Origin of the sequence: Halovulum marinum (assembly GCF_009697225.1) — a bacterium.
GTDB classification, from domain to species: domain Bacteria; phylum Pseudomonadota; class Alphaproteobacteria; order Rhodobacterales; family Rhodobacteraceae; genus Halovulum; species Halovulum marinum.
The window spans coordinates 138,933-156,804 of the sequence record NZ_WIND01000003.1 but is presented as its reverse complement, the minus strand read 5'-3'; the positions used below and the strand labels follow the sequence as shown (position 1 = coordinate 156,804).

The 17,872-nt window shown below is 67.6% G+C and carries 16 protein-coding genes; 3 read left to right on the top strand and 13 right to left on the bottom strand.

The annotated features are described in order from the left end of the window. Positions 1-12: 12 nt before the first annotated feature. The gene (locus tag GE300_RS06385; protein ID WP_154445722.1) at positions 13-1,479 is read right to left on the bottom strand and encodes a sensor histidine kinase; all 1,467 of its coding nucleotides are present in this window, start codon (positions 1,477-1,479) and stop codon (positions 13-15) included. Further along, positions 1,476-2,993, bottom strand: coding sequence for an ATPase domain-containing protein (locus GE300_RS06380; RefSeq protein ID WP_325063131.1), 1,518 nt, complete (start codon positions 2,991-2,993; stop codon positions 1,476-1,478). The genes GE300_RS06385 and GE300_RS06380 overlap by 4 nt, the downstream gene beginning before the upstream one ends. 189 nt (positions 2,994-3,182) lie before the next feature. Between GE300_RS06380 and GE300_RS06375 the strand changes: the two genes are divergently transcribed. After that, complete coding sequence (locus tag GE300_RS06375) at positions 3,183-3,338, top strand: hypothetical protein (protein ID WP_154445721.1); 156 nt, start codon at positions 3,183-3,185, stop codon at positions 3,336-3,338. Between the two features lie 40 nt (positions 3,339-3,378). Here GE300_RS06375 and GE300_RS06370 read toward each other — a convergent pair whose 3' ends face one another. The 4 genes from GE300_RS06370 to GE300_RS06355 all read right to left on the bottom strand — a co-directional run bounded on the left by GE300_RS06370 (position 3,379) and on the right by GE300_RS06355 (position 8,041). Beyond that, positions 3,379-3,489 (bottom strand): DUF2474 family protein, encoded by a 111-nt coding sequence (locus tag GE300_RS06370; protein WP_154445720.1) that lies wholly within the window; start codon positions 3,487-3,489, stop codon positions 3,379-3,381. Continuing rightward, entirely contained in the window at positions 3,489-4,493 is a 1,005-nt protein-coding gene (cydB, locus tag GE300_RS06365) for a cytochrome d ubiquinol oxidase subunit II (protein ID WP_154445719.1), read from the bottom strand. Before cydB ends, GE300_RS06370 begins: the two co-directional genes overlap by 1 nt. An 11-nt stretch (positions 4,494-4,504) precedes the next feature. Next, positions 4,505-5,914: a cytochrome ubiquinol oxidase subunit I gene (locus GE300_RS06360; protein ID WP_154445718.1), complete on the bottom strand. Its 1,410-nt coding sequence runs from the start codon at positions 5,912-5,914 to the stop codon at positions 4,505-4,507. A gap of 1,161 nt (positions 5,915-7,075) precedes the next feature. Then, complete coding sequence (locus GE300_RS06355) at positions 7,076-8,041, bottom strand: LacI family DNA-binding transcriptional regulator (protein WP_233416820.1); 966 nt, start codon at positions 8,039-8,041, stop codon at positions 7,076-7,078. A 146-nt stretch (positions 8,042-8,187) separates the two neighbouring features. Between GE300_RS06355 and GE300_RS06350 the strand changes: the two genes are divergently transcribed. After that, positions 8,188-9,165, top strand: a complete 978-nt coding sequence (locus tag GE300_RS06350; RefSeq protein WP_233416819.1) for a phosphotransferase — start codon at positions 8,188-8,190, stop codon at positions 9,163-9,165. Beyond that, positions 9,162-10,472 (top strand): phosphopyruvate hydratase, encoded by a 1,311-nt coding sequence (eno, locus tag GE300_RS06345; protein ID WP_154445716.1) that lies wholly within the window; start codon positions 9,162-9,164, stop codon positions 10,470-10,472. The genes GE300_RS06350 and eno overlap by 4 nt, the downstream gene beginning before the upstream one ends. A 156-nt stretch (positions 10,473-10,628) precedes the next feature. Here the strand turns inward: eno and GE300_RS06340 are convergent, their stop codons facing one another. From GE300_RS06340 to GE300_RS06310, 7 genes are all read right to left on the bottom strand, one after another. Then, on the bottom strand, positions 10,629-12,125 hold the full coding sequence (locus GE300_RS06340) for a tripartite tricarboxylate transporter permease (protein ID WP_154445715.1): 1,497 nt from the start codon (positions 12,123-12,125) through the stop codon (positions 10,629-10,631). Between the two features lie 21 nt (positions 12,126-12,146). Continuing rightward, a complete protein-coding gene (locus GE300_RS06335) occupies positions 12,147-12,617 on the bottom strand; it encodes a tripartite tricarboxylate transporter TctB family protein (RefSeq protein ID WP_154445714.1) in 471 nt (156 codons plus the stop codon). Between the two features lie 55 nt (positions 12,618-12,672). Further along, positions 12,673-13,644, bottom strand: a complete 972-nt coding sequence (locus tag GE300_RS06330; RefSeq protein ID WP_233416818.1) for a Bug family tripartite tricarboxylate transporter substrate binding protein — start codon at positions 13,642-13,644, stop codon at positions 12,673-12,675. Between the two features lie 212 nt (positions 13,645-13,856). Then, entirely contained in the window at positions 13,857-14,240 is a 384-nt protein-coding gene (locus tag GE300_RS06325) for a RidA family protein (protein WP_154445712.1), read from the bottom strand. A 68-nt stretch (positions 14,241-14,308) separates the two neighbouring features. Continuing rightward, on the bottom strand, positions 14,309-15,502 hold the full coding sequence (locus tag GE300_RS06320; protein WP_154445711.1) for an aminotransferase class V-fold PLP-dependent enzyme: 1,194 nt from the start codon (positions 15,500-15,502) through the stop codon (positions 14,309-14,311). Between the two features lie 10 nt (positions 15,503-15,512). Further along, the gene (locus tag GE300_RS06315) at positions 15,513-16,613 is read right to left on the bottom strand and encodes an alanine racemase (RefSeq protein WP_154445710.1); all 1,101 of its coding nucleotides are present in this window, start codon (positions 16,611-16,613) and stop codon (positions 15,513-15,515) included. 97 nt (positions 16,614-16,710) lie between these two features. Beyond that, on the bottom strand, positions 16,711-17,658 hold the full coding sequence (locus GE300_RS06310; RefSeq protein WP_233416817.1) for a MurR/RpiR family transcriptional regulator: 948 nt from the start codon (positions 17,656-17,658) through the stop codon (positions 16,711-16,713). Positions 17,659-17,872 lie beyond the last annotated feature (214 nt).

Below are 17,872 nucleotides of genomic sequence, written 5' to 3'. Positions count from 1 at the left end.
TGGTGCCACCGTTCAGCGCGTCAGTCCGTCCATCGGCGCCGTGAGTTCGAAACGTAAACCGCCTGGATCGTAGGAAAGATCCGCCGTGCCGTTGAAATAGCTCGCGAGCGCCTGTTCGATCATCCGGCTGCCGAACCCCCGTCGGTCGGGTTTCCTTACCGCTGGGCCGCCGCCTTCGCTCCAGACGAAGTGCAGGTGGTCGGCGTCGTCGATGCGGCAGACCGACCATTCGACGAGCACCTTGCCGTTCTCGCATGACAGGGCCCCGTATTTCACCGCGTTCGTCGCCAGTTCATGCAGTGCCATGGTGAGCGCGAGCGCCTGCTTGGAGCCGATCGGCAGATCGGGGCCGCATATCGTGAAGCGCCCCTCGTTCGCATGATGCGGCGCCAGCGCCGTGTCGGCGACGTCCCGGATGTGCGCCTCGCTCCAGGTGGAGTTGATCAGCCGATCGTGGGCCTGCGACATCATCCCGAGCCGCGCCAGGATCGAGGCGCGCGCATCGTCGAGGCTCGCCGACTGCCGCAGCGTCTGCGACACCATCGCATGTACCATCGCGAGAGAGTTCTTCACGCGATGGTTCATCTCGGCCAGCATGAGCTGACGCTGCTCTCCGGCGATCTTGATCTCGTGGATGTCGGTGCAACTGCCATACCACCGCAGGATCTTTCCGCCCGGATCGCGAACCGGCAGCGCGCGTCCGAGAACCCAGCGGTACCGGCCCGACCGGTGCTTCAGGCGGTACTCGATCTCGTACGGCTCTCCGGTGCGCAGGCTGTGGCGCCAGATCTTCCAGGCGCGTTCCTGATCATCGGGGTGGAACATGCCGTTCCACGCCTCGCCGTCGGTCGAGCCTTCGGGTACGCCGGTGAATTCGTACCAGCGCTTGTTGTAGTAGTCGTGGAACCCGTCGGGCAGGGTGGACCAGATCATCTGATCGACCGAGTTCGCGATGGCCTGGAACTTCGCTTCGCTTTCGTAGAGCTGCTGCTCCCGAAGCTGCAGTTCCTCCATGCGCGCGCGCGCCTCGTGCTGGCGCTGGCGGGCCTTGAGCGCCGAGCGGACCGATCGGACAAGCGCTTCCGCGTGAAGCGGTCGAGAGAGCAGCACCGCGTTGCCAAGATCATCCATCCTTTGGGTGGCGGCGACAGACCGGTTGCTGACCGAGCCGTTGGCGAGGACGATGAACGGGATGTCGGACCACGGAGGTTGCGCCAGCAGCGCCCGTTTCAGGCTGTCGGAACCGGAGCCGGAGCCGGCAAGCGCCTCTTCGGTGACCAGAGCGGCACCGATCTGGTCGTCCACCAGCGCGGCCAGCCCTTCGAGCGACGACACCTCGATGGCACGAAGGCCTTCCCGCTCCAGAAGCTGGCGCGCGACCGCCGCATCGCGGCCCCGAGGCGCGAGGACCGCCACCGATGTCGACACCGCGTCGGTCAGCTCATGCCTTGCGTTGGACGGGTCCGACAGGTCGTTCATCCGATCTTGGGGTTTTCGTCAGCATTCAGGGACAGAAGGTTCCCGTCGGCGTGCGTGTAGACCGGTGCCCCGGACAGGATCCCCGAAAGATTTCGTATCGGCGGCCCGACGACGATGCCGGTTTCATCGATCGAGAATTCCCGGACGCTGCGTTCGTGATCCGACGTGCGGGTCTTGAGGATCGCGATCGACTTGCGCACCTCGCCCTCCGCCTCGAAATAGCGCAGCAGCATCACCGTGTCGGCCAGATAGCTGATGTCGAGGTCGGATCGCAGCTCGCCCGTGACCCCGTGCTGACCGAGCACCATCAGCGACACCACCCCCTGCTGCGCAAGATAACTCAGAAGTTCGTGCATCTGCAGAACGAGGAAGTTGTCGCTTGGCATGGCGTGCAGATAGGCATTCAGGCTGTCGATCACGACGACCTCGGCGTCGTTCTCCTCGACCGCGGTTCGCACGGCGCTTGCGAATTCGCCCGGCGCCAGTTCGGCCGGATCGATCTGGCGGACCGACAGCAGCCCGCTGTCAACGAAGGGCTGCAGATCCATCCCCAGGGATTTCGAGCGGATCTTCAACGTCGAAAGCCGCTCGTCGAACAGGAAATAGGCCGCCTTCTGCCCGCGCTTCAGGGCGGCAACCGTGCATTTTACCGCGGTCGTCGTCTTGCCGACGCCGGCGGGCCCGGCCAGCAACGTGTTGGTGCCCGGGATCAGGCCGTCGCCCAGCAGCGCGTCCAGTTCCGCCACGCCGGTCGTCACCGGTTCGCTGGAGAACCTGCGGTAATGCTTGGCGGCGATGAGGCGCGGGAACACGCTGATGCCGCCGCGTTCGATGGTGAAGTCGTGAAAGCCGCCGTCATACTTCAAGCCGCGCATCTTCACGACACGCAGTCGACGGCGTTCCGAGCCGAAATCGCTGGCCAGCTGTTCCAGTGACACCACGCCGTGGGCGAGCGAGTGCAACTGCAGATCGCCCGGCTCGGCCGTGCGGTCATCCAGCATCAGGACCGTGCTGTGCCGGCGGGCGAAGAAGTGCTTCAGCGCCATGATCTGGCGTCGGTAGCGCAACGGACTTTGCGAAAGCAGCCTCAGCTCGGACAGGCTGTCGAGCACGACGCGCGACGGATTGATCCGTTCGACCAGCTGAATGACACCGCGCACGGTTTCGCCAAGCTCGAACTCGCTCGGATGCAGAAGGGTTTGCTCGAATTCCGAGCCAAACTCGTTCTCTGCGACCATTTCGAACAGATCGATCCCGTCGAGCGTCCAGCCGTGCGATTTCGCGACCGCCCGAAGCTCGTTCTCGGTCTCCGACAGCGTGATGTAGAGACCCCGTTCGCCCGCGTCCCGACCGCTCATCAGGAACTGGAGCGCGAGGGTGGTCTTGCCGGACCCCGGCGTGCCCTCGACCAGATACAGCCGCTCGGGCGTCAGGCCGCCCCGCAGAACGTCGTCCAGACCGCGCGTTCCGGTCGCCATCCGTTTCTGTACGCCATCTTCCATACTGCGATTCACGGCATAGACTCCCCGACCGTTTCCGTCAGTGCACCGACCCAAGCTTCGGGCGGAAGCTGGTTGAACGGTAGCTCGCTGATGCAAAATAGGGCTGTGCACCGCGCGGAACAATGCTCATGACATTTTCGTCGGTGGCTGGCCTTTGCAATCCGGCGATCTGCGGCGCGGTTTTTTCCTGCAAATGTCGTGTTGGCGAGAATCGTTTCGGAAGGGCATTGCGGCATCCACCCGCGCCTCGGTCTGCGCGTTCGCCCGCACCGCTACGATTTTCCCGATCCGAACCTGCTCGTCGCGACGCTGGCCGCCCGCAATTCCCTGTCGCGGGTCGACGCATTGTCGATGTGATGCGCGCCAGCCGGGTCCGGCGCGGAATTGCTGCCCCCCTTCAAAGCGCAAGCTTGATGAGCAGGGCGACGATCCCGAGTGCGGCGACGCTGGCCAGCCACAGGCCGACGAACCACAGCCATTTCTTCCAGCTGCTGCTGCCGTGCGCCATCAATGGTATCCTTCGGAAGGATCCATCTTCCCGCGGAACACCCAGTAGGCATAGGCCGTGTACCCGAGGATCATCGGGACCAGCACGACCGCGCCGACCAGCGTGAAGGCCAGGCTCTCATCCGGTGCGGCGGCTTCCCAGATCGTCAGCGTGGGTGGCACCATCATCGGATAGAAGCTGATGCCGATGCCGATGAAACTCACCACGAAGAACCCGAGCGCCGAGAGGAACGGCTGCAGATCCTTCTGGTCCTTCAGCCCGGTGAAGAACGCCCAGATCAACGCGAGCATCACCAGCGGCACCAGCATCGTCCAAAGGCTTCCGGGCAGATTGAACCAGCGCTCGAAATAGACCGCATCCTGAAACGGGGTCATGATGCTGACGACGCCGATCAGGCCGATCGTTCCGGACCCGAGCCACCGGGCATAACGGCGCATCTGCACCTGGATGTCGCCCGCGGTCTTGTAGACCAGCCACGTCGCCCCGAGCAGAGCGTAGCCGACCACGACGGACAGGCCGGTCAGGATCGAGAACGGCGTGAGCCAGTCGAACCAGCCGCCGGCATAGGCGCGATCCGTCACCTCGATCCCCTGGACAAGCGCCCCCAGCGCGATGCCCTGGGCGAACGCGGCGATCACGGAGCCGCTGAAGAACGCGATGTCCCAGACGCCTTTCCAGCGCTTCGTGCGCCAGCGGTACTCGAACGAAACCCCGCGAAAGACGAGGGCCAGCAGCATCAGCGTAATCGGCATGTAAAGGGCCGGCATGACGACGGCATAGGCCAGCGGGAACACCGCGAACAGACCGCCGCCGCCCAGCACCAGCCAGGTCTCGTTGCCATCCCACACCGGCGCGACCGAGTTCATCATCAGATCCCGGTCGCCGTCCGACCGGCCGAACGGAAAGAGGATGCCCAGGCCGAGGTCGAAGCCGTCGAGGATGACATAGGTCAGGACCGCGAAGGCGATCAGGCCGGCCCAGATGAACGCAAGGTCGAAAGGCATTTTCGGGCTCCTTATTTGCCGGGGACGACATCGCGTTCGATCTGCGACGCGGGCGTGACGCCCGCCGTCCGGATCGGTCCGTCGCGCAGGCCGAGTTTCGGCGTGGCGGGCCGCTTGTTCATCATCCGCAGGATGTAGAACGTACCCGCGCCGAATATGAAGAAGTACACGATGATGAAGGCGATCAGCGACGCGGCGACGGCGGGCGCGTCGATCGGGGCAAGGCTGTCGCCGGTGCGCAGCAGCCCGTAGACGGTGTAGGGTTGCCGGCCCACCTCGGTCGTGATCCAGCCCGCCAGAACCGCCACGAAACCGGTCGGGCCCATCAGCACCGCCGCACGGTGCAGCCACCGCGTCTCGAACAGCTGTCCGCGCCAGCGCGCCCAGAGGCTCCAGCCGCCCAGACCCAGCATGGCGAAGCCCAGACCGACCATGATGCGGAAGCTGTAGAACACGATCGCCAGCGGCGGCTCCTCGTCGTCCGGGATCGTGTCCAACCCGTCGAGCGGCGCGTCCAAGCGGTGCTTGAGGATAAGCGAGCTGGCATAGGGGATCTGAACGGCGTAGTCGATGCGCTTCTCGTCCGGGTTCGGAATTCCGAACAGGATCAGCGGTGCCCCGTCCGGGTAGCTGACGTAGTGCCCTTCCATCGCCATCACCTTGGCCGGCTGGTATTCCAGCGTGTTCAGCCCATGCAGGTCGCCGGCAAAGATCTGCAGCGGCGTCACCAGCGCGGCCATCCACATGGCCATGGAGAACATGCGGCGCGCCTCCGGGTCCGTGCGGTCGCGCAGCAGGTGGATCGCACCGACGCCGCCGACGACAAGCGCGGTCGTCAGATAGGCGGCCAGCACCATGTGGATCAGACGGTAGGGGAACGACGGGTTGAACACGATCGCCCACCAGTCCTCGGGGGCGAACTGGCCGACGTCGTTGACGCTGTAGCCCGCGGGTGTGTGCATCCAGCTGTTCACGCTGAGGATCCAGGTGGCGGACAGCAGCGTGCCGAAGGCGACCATGCCGGTGGCGAACATGTGCAGCTTTTCGCCCACGCGGTCACGTCCGAACAGCATGATGCCCAGGAACCCGGCCTCGAGGAAGAAGGCCGACAGAACCTCGTAGGCCATCAGCGGCCCGACGACCGGTCCGGCCTTGTCCGAGAACACCGACCAGTTCGTGCCGAACTGGTACGACATCACGATGCCCGAAACGACCCCCATGCCGAAGGCGACCGCGAAGATCTTCTTCCAGTAGTCGAACAGCGTCAGATAGGTCCGGTCGCGCGTCCACAGCCACATGCCGTTCAGTACCGCCAGAAAGCTGGCGAGCCCGATGGAGAAGGCGGGAAAGATGATGTGGAACGAGACGGTGAACGCGAACTGCATCCGTGCCAGGGTCTCTGCGGAAAAGCCGTCGAGCATGGGTGCCTCTTCTGTCTACGCAGCGTCCGGGGTGGCCGTCATCAAATACGGGCGGATCGGGGAAGGGCCCCGCCCAACCCGCGCCGTCGCGTCGGCTTCGCAGCTTGGTGGAAGACAGACCGCAGCGGCGGCATTCGTCAAGAAGGGCTGGGCCCCTGCCTGTTGTCCGCCTGGCATGATCGAGCAGGTCGGCGGGTCCGCGGCGAAGTCGGAAAGGAAGGATCCGCAAGGCTGGGGCATGGTGATTTCCTTCCGTCGGTGACTTGCGCCTTGTTCGTCGTCAGATGACCTGCGCCACGGGTCCTGGCCGGCAGCTCAAGATCCGGCTCGTTCATGCTTCAGCCTATGCCGCCGTCTGCCGGTGCGGCAAGCGGCCCCATCCGAAGGCCGGTCCCCGCGTCGGCTTCGACTTTCGAAATGCCTTCACAACTTCCAAGGTAGGAAATCAGACAGAGTTGCCCAGGAAATTGTGGCAGCGCCGATTGTCGCAGCGCCCGACGCGGGCGCCGCGAGCTTCCGGTGATGATGGCGCTTGTGCGCGCAACCGTCGCCAGCACATGGCCGGTTCGACGGCTCCGGGTGTGGGCCGGGCGATGCGGGGCCGGGTGCTCTTTCCGCTTTCGGCGGATCAGCGCCGGCGGATGCGACCGGTCGGATCGAGGTGCGTCCCGGTCATGCCGGTTCGGACGGGCTACACCTCCGGCAGATCACCGATGAACTCGATCCCGAAGTCGCGGGAGATCGCCATCACCTGGACCGGTCGACGCGAAGCCGGGGCGGCTGCCCGTCCGCGACCGCCGGAAACGAGATGGCGCGGTAGAAATCGCCGTGGCGCGCTGTCGTCAGGATGAGGTAGCGGGCGGTCTCGGAGGCGATCCGGAACCCATGCACGGCGCCACCCGGCACATGCAGAAATGCCTGTGGGCCGGCGCTGGTCGCCGTTTGACCGCCCAGGTAAACCGACTTCCCCCGCGAGCACGAAGAACGACTCGACGTGACGGTGCAGCGGCACGGTCTCGCCGAGTTATGCCGTCTCGTCGACCCGGCAGAACCGGCGGCCCGTCGTCTGGCCGGTTGCCAGGAAACGCGTGCGGGTTTGCCCCATCCATCGCACCTCGCCGGCGGCGGGGCGTGAAATGCGCGTCGGCCGGGGGCGGGTGGTCATCGCGCGCTGCCGCGCACCACGAACTCGGCAACGAAACGGTGGGCCGGTCCGTTCGGGGTGCTTTCGTCGGTCAGCAGGGCGGCAGTGCATTCGGCAAGCGCCTCGACCGGGACCGAGACCGCGGCAACGCCGTCGCGGATCCAGGGATAGGCGGCAACGTCACCATAGCCGACGAAGCCGGTGTTCCTGTCGCTGCCCGAGCGTTCGAGCCAGATCGTCAACGCGCCGGTCGAGATCTCGAAGCCTCCGCATACCAGCGCGGTCGCGCCTGCATCGAAAATCCGGCTGGCGCCGCTGCGACCAAGGTCCGGCGTCGGCGGGCCGGTTGCCTCCAGCAAGGGGTCCGCGACCAGCCCTGCGCGCGCCAGTCCGGCACGGAAGGCCGCCCGGCGGCTGCGGCCCGAGGACAGGCCCGGATCGGCGCCGACATAGCCGATGCGCCGGTGCCCGGCGCCGGCAAGCTGCGCCACCGCGTCGCCAAGCGCGGCGGCGTCGTCGACCAGCACCGCCTCGGCGTCGGCGCGGCGGCGGATCAGCTGGATCGCACGGATGTCCCGCGGCAAGGTAGGTGCGTCCGTGCCGGGTGCGGGCACCATGACCGCGCTGCCGGCCTGCACCTCGCGCAGGCGGCGCAGCGCCTCGGACTCGCGGCGGATGTCGTCGTCCGTCAGGTGGATGATCAGATGCAGCGCGCGGCGGTCGCATTCCAGCGCCAGCGCGTTGGCGTAGCGGGCGTAGAACTCGTTGGTGATGTTGGGCAGCAGCAGGCCGACGATGCGGGTATCGTCGCCGCGTATCGCCGCGGCGGCGGAACTGCGGACATAGCCCAGTTCCTCGGCCCGTTTCCGCACTGCTTCGCGGGTCTCCCTCAGCACGTTGGGATGGTTCGACAGCGCCCGCGACACCGTCATGTGCGAGATCCCCAGATCCCTCGCGATGGACTTGATCGTGACGCGCGCCATTCGGCCCTCTCTCCCGGTTCCGTCCCGGCAGAGGATACGGCCCATGACAGGCTTGACAGGAATCCCGCGCCGCCGGTAGTTGTTCACGTGAACATACCGTCGGAGCCTGAATCGTGCAAACGGAATTGCATCAACGCGCGGCGCGCTTGCTGACCGAAATCGGCCTTGCCGCGCCGGAGGACATCCGCGCGGTCGTGCCGCTGACCGGCGGCGTCGCCAGCGATATCGCCCGCGTCGACCTGCCGGGGCGCAGCGTCGCGGTGAAGTTTGCGCTGCCGAAGCTGAAGGTCGCCGCCGACTGGCACGCGCCGGTGCATCGAAACCGGGCCGAGTACGAATGGCTGCGGGTCGCGGCGCAAGCCGCGCCCGGCATCGCGCCGAAGTTGTATGGCCGGTCCGAAGCGCTGCACGGCTTTGCTCTGGAATTCATCGCGGGCGATGACGTCTGGCTGTGGAAGGCCGGGCTGCTAGAGGGGCGGCGCGACGCGGGGCAGGCGGCTTCGGTCGGGGATCTGCTGGGGCGGGTCCATGCGGCCTCGGTCACGCGTGGGTTCGACCGGGAACCGTTCGCGAATCGCGACGATTTCCACGCGCTGCGGCTGGAGCCCTACCTGCTATACACCGCGCAGGCGCATCCGGGTCAGGCCGAGCGGCTGACCCGGCTGGCGGCGGACCTGTACCGGGCGGAAACCGTTCTGGTGCATGGCGACGTCAGCCCGAAGAACATCCTGTTCCGGGACGCGGGTCCGATCCTGCTGGACGCCGAATGCGCCACCATGGGCGATGCCAGTTTCGATCTGGCGTTCTGCCTGAACCATCTGGCGATCAAGGCGCTGCATCTGCCCCAGACGCGTGCCGATCTGCTGGCCTCGGTGCTGCGGCTGTGGGGGGCGTATCGCCCGCATGTCACCTGGGAGGACGCCGCCGCGCTTGAGGCGCGGGTCTGCGCCCTGCTGCCCGCGCTGATGCTGGCGCGCGTCGATGGCAAGTCGCCGGTCGAATACCTCGATGACGCAGGGCGCGATCGGCTGCGGGCGATTTCGCTGACGCTGCTGCCGGCGCCCCCCCGGTCGCTTTCAGAATTCACCGAACAGTTTGCCCACCGGCTGGAGGACCCGTCTTGACCGAAATCCAATCCATCACCGCCCGCCGCGTCTGGGACAGCCGCGGCCGGCCCACGGTCGAGGCCGACGTGCGGCTGGCCAGCGGCGTGCTGGGCCGGGCCATCGCGCCGGCCGGGGCGTCGCGCGGGACCCGCGAGGCGATCGAGCGGCGCGACGGCGGCGTGCGCCTTGGCGGGCGCGACGTTCAGGGGGCGCTGGCCTCGGTGCGGGAGGTGATCGCCCCGGCGCTGACCGGCATGGAGGCCGGCGACCAGGCGGCGGTCGATGCGGCGATCCTGGCGCTGGATCCTTCTGCGCTGAAGGACACGCTGGGCGGCAATGCGACGGTCGCGGTCTCGCTGGCGGTGCTGCATGCGGCGGCGGCGGACGCGGGTCTGCCGCTGTGGTGGCACGTTGCGCAGCACTATGGCTGCATGCCCAGCCTGCCGCTGCCCGAGATCCAGATATTCGGCGGCGGCGCCCACGCCGGGCGCCGGGTCGACATCCAGGATTTCATGATCATGGTTCCGGGCGCCTCCAGCTTCGACGAGGTGATGGAAGTGACCTCCGAGATCTATTTCGCCGCCGGGGACATCATGGCCGCGAACGGCCGCGCCGCCGGGGTGGCGGACGAGGGTGGCTGGTGGCCGGTCTTCGACAGCAACGAGGAGGCGCTGGAAACCCTGGTCGCCGCGATCGAGAAGGCAGGCGAGCAACCGGGCGAGCGGGTGGTGATCTCGCTGGACATCGCGGCCTCGGAATTCGGCAAGCAGGGTCGTTACCGGCTGGCGCTGGAGGATCGCGAGATGGACAGCGCGGGGCAGATCGACATGCTGGGTCGCTGGCTGGACGCCTATCCCATCGCCTCGATCGAGGATCCGCTGGCCGAGGACGACCCCGCTGGCATGGCCGAATTCACCCGCCGTTTCGGGGACCGCGTGCAGATCATCGGCGACGACTACCTCGTGACCAACGCGAAATTGGTTCGCGAGGCCGCCGCGCAGGGCGCCTGCAACGCGGTGCTGATCAAGGTGAACCAGGCCGGGACGGTCAGCGAAAGCGTCGAGACCTTCCGCGCGGCGTGCGAGCTTGGCTTCGGCAGCATCGTCTCGGCGCGCTCGGGCGAGACCGAGGATGTCTCGATCAGCCATCTGGCAACCGGGCTGGGCGGCGGCCAGCTGAAGGTCGGCTCGTTCACCCGGTCCGAGCGGATGGTGAAATGGAACGAATGCCTGCGGATCCAGGACGAACTGGGGGCAGGTGCTTTCGTCGGCGGCGCGCCCCTGGCGCGGACATGGTGGGGCGCGAAACGCAAGGAAACCGCATGAAGCCGACGCGCTGCGGTGACCGCTATGGCGCCTAAACCCCAGCCACGCGCACCGCGTCTTCTTGTGCGTCCAGCTCGGCGGTGAAGCGCAACGGCTTCCGTGAATTCTTTGAGCCCGTCGCGAAACCCGGTCCCCGGTCGCCGGTGCAGCGTGTCGTCAACTCTCTTCGGCCGGCACTGATGCCTTGCGACGGCGGGCCAGCATCCGGATCAGCGGGATCGCCCACAGCAGCAGCGTCGCCGCGCCCAGCCCGGCCGCGATCGGGCGCTCGAAGAACGCCAGCAGGTTGCCGTCGGCCTTGATCATCGAGGTGATGAAGTGCTTCTCGATCATCGGGCCGAGCACGAGGCCGAGAATCGCCGGGGCCAGGGGGATGTCGTTCTCCTCCATCAGGAAGCCCGCGACGCCGAACGCCAGCATGATGATGATGCCCGCGGGCGAGTTGTTGATGGCGAAGGCGCCGACCATGCAGAACACCAGGATCAGCGGCATAAGGATGCGCTGCGGCGCCGACAGCAGCCGGCCCGCGGCGTGGATCGCCACCCAGCCGATCGGCAGCATCATCAGGTTCGCCAGGATGAAAACCATGAAGATCGCATAGATCATCTCGGGCTGCTGGATGAACACCATCGGGCCGGGATTCAGGCCCTTCACGAACATCACGCCGATCACGATCGCGGTGATCGTGTCGCCGGGGATACCGAAGACCAGCGCCGGGATCCACGCGCCCGAGACCGCGCCGTTGTTGGACGAGCCGGCTTCGACCAGCCCCTCGACATGGCCGGTGCCGAACTTCTCGGGCTGGCGCGAGAATTTCTTGGATATCGCGTAGGACACCCAGGCGGCGATATCGGCGCCCGCACCGGGCAGCGCGCCGATCAGCGTGCCGACGCTGGCCCCGCGCAGGGTCTGCTTGGGATAGCGGCGCAGCAGCGCGAACTGCGGGCGGAAGATCGGGCCCCGCACCGGCGGGATCTTCGCGTCGACCGAACGCTTGGTGTAGGAGCGCATGATCTCGGACACCGCGAACAGGCCGATCATCGCCGGGATGAACTGGATGCCGGCCAGCAGCTCGATCGAGCCAAAGGTGTAGCGCGCCGCGCCCGACGGGTTGTCCTGTCCGACCAGCGAGGCGGTCAGGCCGATGAACAGCGACACCAGCCCCAGGACCGGCGAGCCGGCCGAGACGAACACGGCGCTGGACAGCCCCAGCATCACCAGCCAGAAATACTCGAAGGACGAGAATGCCAGCGCGATCTCGGCCAGTTGCGGCGCGGCGAAGCTGAGCACCAGCGTTCCGAGGATCCCGCCGATGGCCGAGAAGAACAGGCACGCGCCCAAGGCCTCGTTCGCGCGACCCGCCTGGCTGAGCCGGTGCGCATCCTCGACATAGGCGGCCGATGCGGGGGTGCCGGGCATCCGCATCAGCGTGCCCGCGATGTCGCCGGCAAAGATCGCCATGCCGGTCGCCGCGACGATCGAGGCGATGGCGGGCACCGGGTCCATGAAGAAGGTGATCGGCACCAGCAGCGCCGTCGCCATCGAGGCGGTCAGGCCGGGGATCGCGCCCACGAACATGCCGAAGCACCCGGCAAGAAAGACGGTCAGCAGCACGTTGGGCTGCGCGACGATGGCGAACGCCTCTCCGATCATGTCGCGGCTCCGGTCATGTGGTTACCACAGCAGGCTTTCCAGCGGCCCGCCGGGCAGCGGCACCAGCAGGAAGCGGCTGAAGACGACGTAAACGGTAACCGAGGCGATCACCGAGACCACCACGGCCGGCAGGACGCGCACCCGGCCCAGCAGCATCAGCACCACCAGCAGCGTGCCCGCCACCGGGATGAAGCCGATCGCGCCGGCGGCAAGAATATAGACGACCACCGCCAGCAGGACGGCCAGCACCGCCAGCCCGCGTCTGTCACGCGCCCAGTCGGCGCGGGCGAAGCGTTGCCGCGCCGCGCCCTGCCGCCAGCCCTGAACCAGCAGTGCAAGACCCAGAAGGATGCCGAAGCTGCCGACCACGCGCGGCATGGTGCCTGCGCCATAGGCTTGCCCCGGCAGCGATGCATATTCGAAGGACGACGCGATCAGCGCGACGCCGACCAGCACGATCAGGAGGCCGAGAAACAGCCTGTCCGCTTTCATCTCCGGTAATCCGTTCGATGCGGCGCGCCCTCCGCAGAGGACGCGCCCGTCCTGTTTACTTGACCAGACCGGCGGCCTTCAGCACTTCGCCGAACGAGGCGTCGGACCTGGCGACGAACTCTTGCGCCTCATCGGCCGGAAGATAGATGGCGCCCAGCCCGCGGTTGGCCATGAACTCCTGGTACTCGGCGCTGTTGAACGCCTTTTCCACGGCTTCGGCCAGACGCTGCTTCACGTCGTCGGGCAGGCCCTTGGGCGCGAACACGCCGCGCCAGGCGGCCAGGGTCCAGTCAGCGCCGGTGGCCTCTTTCAGGGTCGGAACGTCGGGATAGGCGGGGTGACGCTCGGTCCCCATGGTCGCCAGCGGCACGATGCGGCCGGCCTCGATCATCGTCTGGCCCTCGGGCAGCGAGGCGGTGACGATGTCGACGCCGCCCGCGACCATGTCGGTGATCCCCGAGGCCGCGCCGTCGCTGGGCACCCATTTCACCTGGCCGGCATCAAGACCCTGCGCGACCATCCAGCCCGCAAGCGCCACATGCCAGATGCCGCCCTGCGCCGTGCCCGAGGCCGAGAACGTGCCCGCCGGCTCGGTCTTGATCGCCTCGTTCAGCGCCTCGATGCTGTCGTAGTCCGAGTTGCTCGAGACCATGATCCCCGCCGGGTCCTGGTTGACCAGCGCGATGATGTCGTAATCCTCGTAGGTCAGGTCCGTCAGGCCCTGCCAGTGCATCATCGTGATCTCGACCGTGGCCAGGCCGATGGTCAGACCGTCCGGCTCGGCGGTGGCGATGGCCGAATGGCCGACCACACCCGATCCGCCGGTGCGGTTCACCACGTTCACCGGCTGGCCGAGGTCCTGCTGCATGACCGTGGCAAGGATCCGCGCGACCGCGTCGGTGCCGCCGCCGGCACCCCACGGCACCACCATGGTCATCGGGCGCGACGGAAAGTCCTGCGCAAGAGCCGTGCCGCCAAGCATCAGCGCCAGCCCGAAGGCCGCCGCGGTTCTGTTGTAGGGATTCATCATTTCCTCCTTCAGGGTCCGGCGTTTATCTTTCCGCCACTTCGCGCAATCAGTCGGCCATCCGCAATCGGCCGGGCGCCGTTCACGTGAACATTCACAGCTTCGTGACCTAGGGTCAAGCGGGTTCACCGATCGGCACCGGCTCTGGCCAGTAACGCCAGGCTTTCGCCGTTGCCGCCGGAGGGACCAGCGGCCGCAGGGGCGCGGCGGCGTCACTTGCGCTTGTAGGCGACGCAGTCGACCTCGACCTTGCAGTCCACCATCATCCGCGACTGCACGCAGGCGCGAGCCGGTGGATGCGCCCCGAAATACTCCCTGAAGACGCCGTTGAACGACCAGAAGTCCCGCGGATCGTCCAGCCAGACGCCGATCCGCACGATGTCCTCAACGCCGTATTCCGCCTCGTGCAGGATGGCGATCATGTTCTCGATGGCGCGCCGGCTTTCGGCGACGATGCCGCCGCCGACGATCTCGCCATCGTGCATGGCAACCTGGCCCGAGACGTAAAGCCAGCCGTCGGCCTCGACGGCGCGGGCAAAGGGCAGACCCTGCTTGCCGGCGCCGGTCTCGCCCGTGCCGTATCTTTTCAGTGTCATCGGTTCTTCCTCCTGTTTCGAAAAGCATCGGTGCCGCGCTCGCGATCGCCAAAGGTGCGCATCGCGCGCTATCGCCGCGAAAGCGCCGCGATCAGGGGCGGGATGTCCGCCGGGCGCAGGCAGATCGGGTTGACGGTCACGACCTCCGGCCGGAACGGATCGTGCCGGGTGTGGACCGGGATCGCGCCGGCCGCCAGCCGGGCGCGAAGCTCGCTCGCGGCGGCGTCGGTCGCGCAGCGCAGCACGAGAACCGGAACGCGATCGACCGCCTCGGCGCCCTCGACCGCCGTCTCGACGCCATGCGGACAGATCAGTCCTGCCGCCAATTGCCGACAGGTGGCAAGCCACCGCGCATGCCGCGCGGCATCCCCCTCGGCGACGAACCGGTCGAGTGCGGCCAGCAGCCCGAAAATCTCGTGCTTGCCCGGTTTGCAGGACCGGCCGATCCCCTGGCGGGGCAGCCCCGCAAGCCGCGCCTTGTCGATCAAGTCCGCCGGCGGGTGCCAGGCGGACCATTCCATGTCCATGTCCAGGAACTGCAGCGCCGCGGACGCGATCAGCTCGCGCCGGCCGCACAGGATCCCGGTTCCGGCCGGGCCGCCGAGCACCTTGCCGCCGGAAAAGACCACCAGATCGGCCCCTTCCGCCACGAAGCGGCGAAGGTTCGCGGCGGGCGGCAGTTCGGCGGCGGCGTCGACGATCAGCGGCAGGTCGTTCGCGCGCGCGACCGCCGCCACCTCGGCCAGCGGTGGTCGCGCGCGGCCGCCCGCGACGTAGAGGATCGCGGCGCTGCGCGGCCCGACGGCGGCCTGATATTCCCACGGTTCGGCGTCACGAATGCCGGCGCCGGCCAGTGCTTCCGCCAGTCCGACCTCGACGAGGCGGGCGCCGGCGGCGCGACAGGCGTGGTCATAGCCGTTGCGCTGGCCCCTCGCCACGATGACCTGGTCCGGGCCATCCGTGTCCGGCAGCGCGTCCATGCGGCCGATGTCAAGTCGCGCCAGGCAGGCGGCGGTGGCGAGCAGCAGCCCTGCGGCCGCGCCGCAGGTCACGACACCCGCCTCGGCCCCGGTCGCGCCGGCGATGGCGCGGGAGGCATGGGCCTGAAGCTCGAACATGTCGAAAGATGCGGCCTCGGCCGCGGTCATCGCCTCCAGAACGCCTTCGGCCAGCGGCGCGCCGGCCAGCCGGGTGAGCGGCCCCGCGGCGTTGATGATGGTCGGGCATCCGCGCAGGCCGGCGCCGTCCGCATGCTGTCGCATCGGTCCGCGCCTACCAGACCAGGCCGCGCGCATCGACGCGGGTCAGGCCGAGCAGTCTGCCGCTCCGCGCCAGGGCGACACGGTCGTAGAGATTGCTGACCGGACAGGCATGGTTGGGAAGGACGCGCACCACGTCGCCCACCGCCGGCCGGTCGGCCATGACGGAGATGTCGACGTGGCCATGCTCCTCGTTGACCTTGTAGACGCGGGCGTCCGCCAGATCCGGAAGACTGCCGAAATCGTCCTGACCGACCAGATCGCTGGTCAACGCCTTCGATCCGGCATCGATGATCGCACGATCCGGCGTCGGCACGCTGACGATCGTCGCATGAACCGTCAAGGCGCAGTCCGCCAGGGTGCAGGCCCCGGCTGCAACCAGCGCGCGGTCGTTGTAGATGTAGGTTCCGGCCCGGTACTCCGTCGCCACCTCCAGGCCCTCGTCGTTCCACATTTCCGGCGATCCGCCGGTGCTGATCACGTTCGTCCCGATGCCCGAGGCGGCGATCCGGTCGCGCGCCTGGGCAAGGAAGGCGGCGGCGGTGGTTCGCATCCCCGCTGCGGGGTAGGTCATCAGCCCGCCGTAGCGCACGCCGTCTGTGGCTTCGATCAGCCCGGCAAGCTCGGCCGCGGCTTCCGGGGACTGCACGCCGTTGCGGGCCGCGCCGGTGTCGCACTCGACAAGCACGCCGATCTCGCGGCCCGCGTCACGGCCGGCGCGCGCCAGCCCGTCGACGACCGCGGTGTTGTCGGCCACGACCGAGATCGCCGTGCGCCGCGCCAGCGCAGCCAGCCGCCGGAGCTTGGGCGCCCCGACGATGTTGAACGTCATCAGCAGGTCGGTGATGCCGCCGGCGGCCATCACCTCGGCCTCGCCCAGCTTCTGGACGGTGATCCCCTGCGCGCCGGCGGCAAGCTGAAACCGCGCCAGGCCGACCAGCTTGTGGGTCTTGATGTGCGGCCGGTTGGCCAGTCCCAAGGCATCGCAGCGCTCCTGCCAGCGCAGGACGTTCCGCGCCACCACGTCGAGGTCGATCACCGGAACCGGGGTCTCCAGCTGCCCTTCCTCGACGGGGTCGATCCGGAAGAAGGTCGCGATGTCGGGGATGCTCATTCGTCTGGTCCTTCCTGCGCCGGCGGGCGACGCGCACTGCAAATTCTCGCGTGCCTGCAGCGGGGTGACCTCGCGGTCACCTGCGGGCGGGATCGCTTCAATCCCCCAGCGGCTCGAGCACGTCGCCGGCGCGGTGCCGGAGGGCGGTGTACTTGATCCGGCGCAGGCTTTCCCTGGCCTTCGGCCCCAGCGCGTATCCGGTCGCCGCGGACAGCAGGTCGGTGACCGCGAGATAGGCATATCGGACCGAGGTCGGCGTGAGCGTGTCGCGGGTCTCGGCGACCGAGACGGTCAGCGGATGATCGACCGCCTCGGCAAGCGGCGTCGCCGTGGCCGTAACGGCGATCGTGGTCGCGCCGTAATCCCGCGACAGGCCGACCGCCTCGATCAGTTCCACTGTCCGGCCCGAGCCCGAAAACGCGATCACCACGTCCTCGGGGCCGAGCGTGGCGGCCTTCATGCGCATGAAATAGGCCTCGGGGCAGCACGAGACGTTGACGCCGTAGCGAAACAGCCGGAACCGGGCCTCCTCGGCCAGGATCGCGGCGCTGCCGCCCAGACCGAAGGTGACCACCTGCCGGGCGCCGGCGATCGCCTGCGCCGCGGTCCGGATCGCGGCCGGGGAAATCTGCCGCTCCACCTCGCGCAGGGCGCCGTGCGCGTCGCCCAGCACCGGTTTCCAGTACCCCGGAATATCGGCGTCCGGCGGACTCGGCTCGGCCTCGGCGTTCAGGTAGATCTCTCCGACGACAAGGCTTTGGGCCAGCTTCAGCTTGAATTCCCTGAGCCCCTTGCACCCGATCGCCCGGCAGAAGCGGGTGACCGTCGGCTCGCTGACCTCGGCCCGTCGCGCCAGCTTGGCGATGCTTTCCTCGGCGGCGCGGGGAACGTCGGCCAGCACGGTGGCGCCGACCTTTCGTTCGGCCGGGCTCAGCGAGCCGAGCTGGTCCTTGATGCGCCCCAGGACATCGAAGATCCGGTCGCGCCGTGCCGCGTCCGGCGGGCGCACGTTCGCGGCTTCGGGGTCTGTTGCTGGGGCGCTCATGCTGGCTCCTGAGTTTCGCGCAATGGTCGCCGAGCGCACCGCTGGCGTCAAGGAAGTAGGATAATCACACGGATCAAATTGGCATAACCACCTGAAAGAGCGCCAAAAAAATGGAATGAAATGCTTTCCTTGACAGCTATGTAATGAATTTACACAGTGGAGTGGCCGCAGGATTCTCTGCCGGGAAAGCGACGGGGGCGCAGTCATCGGGATG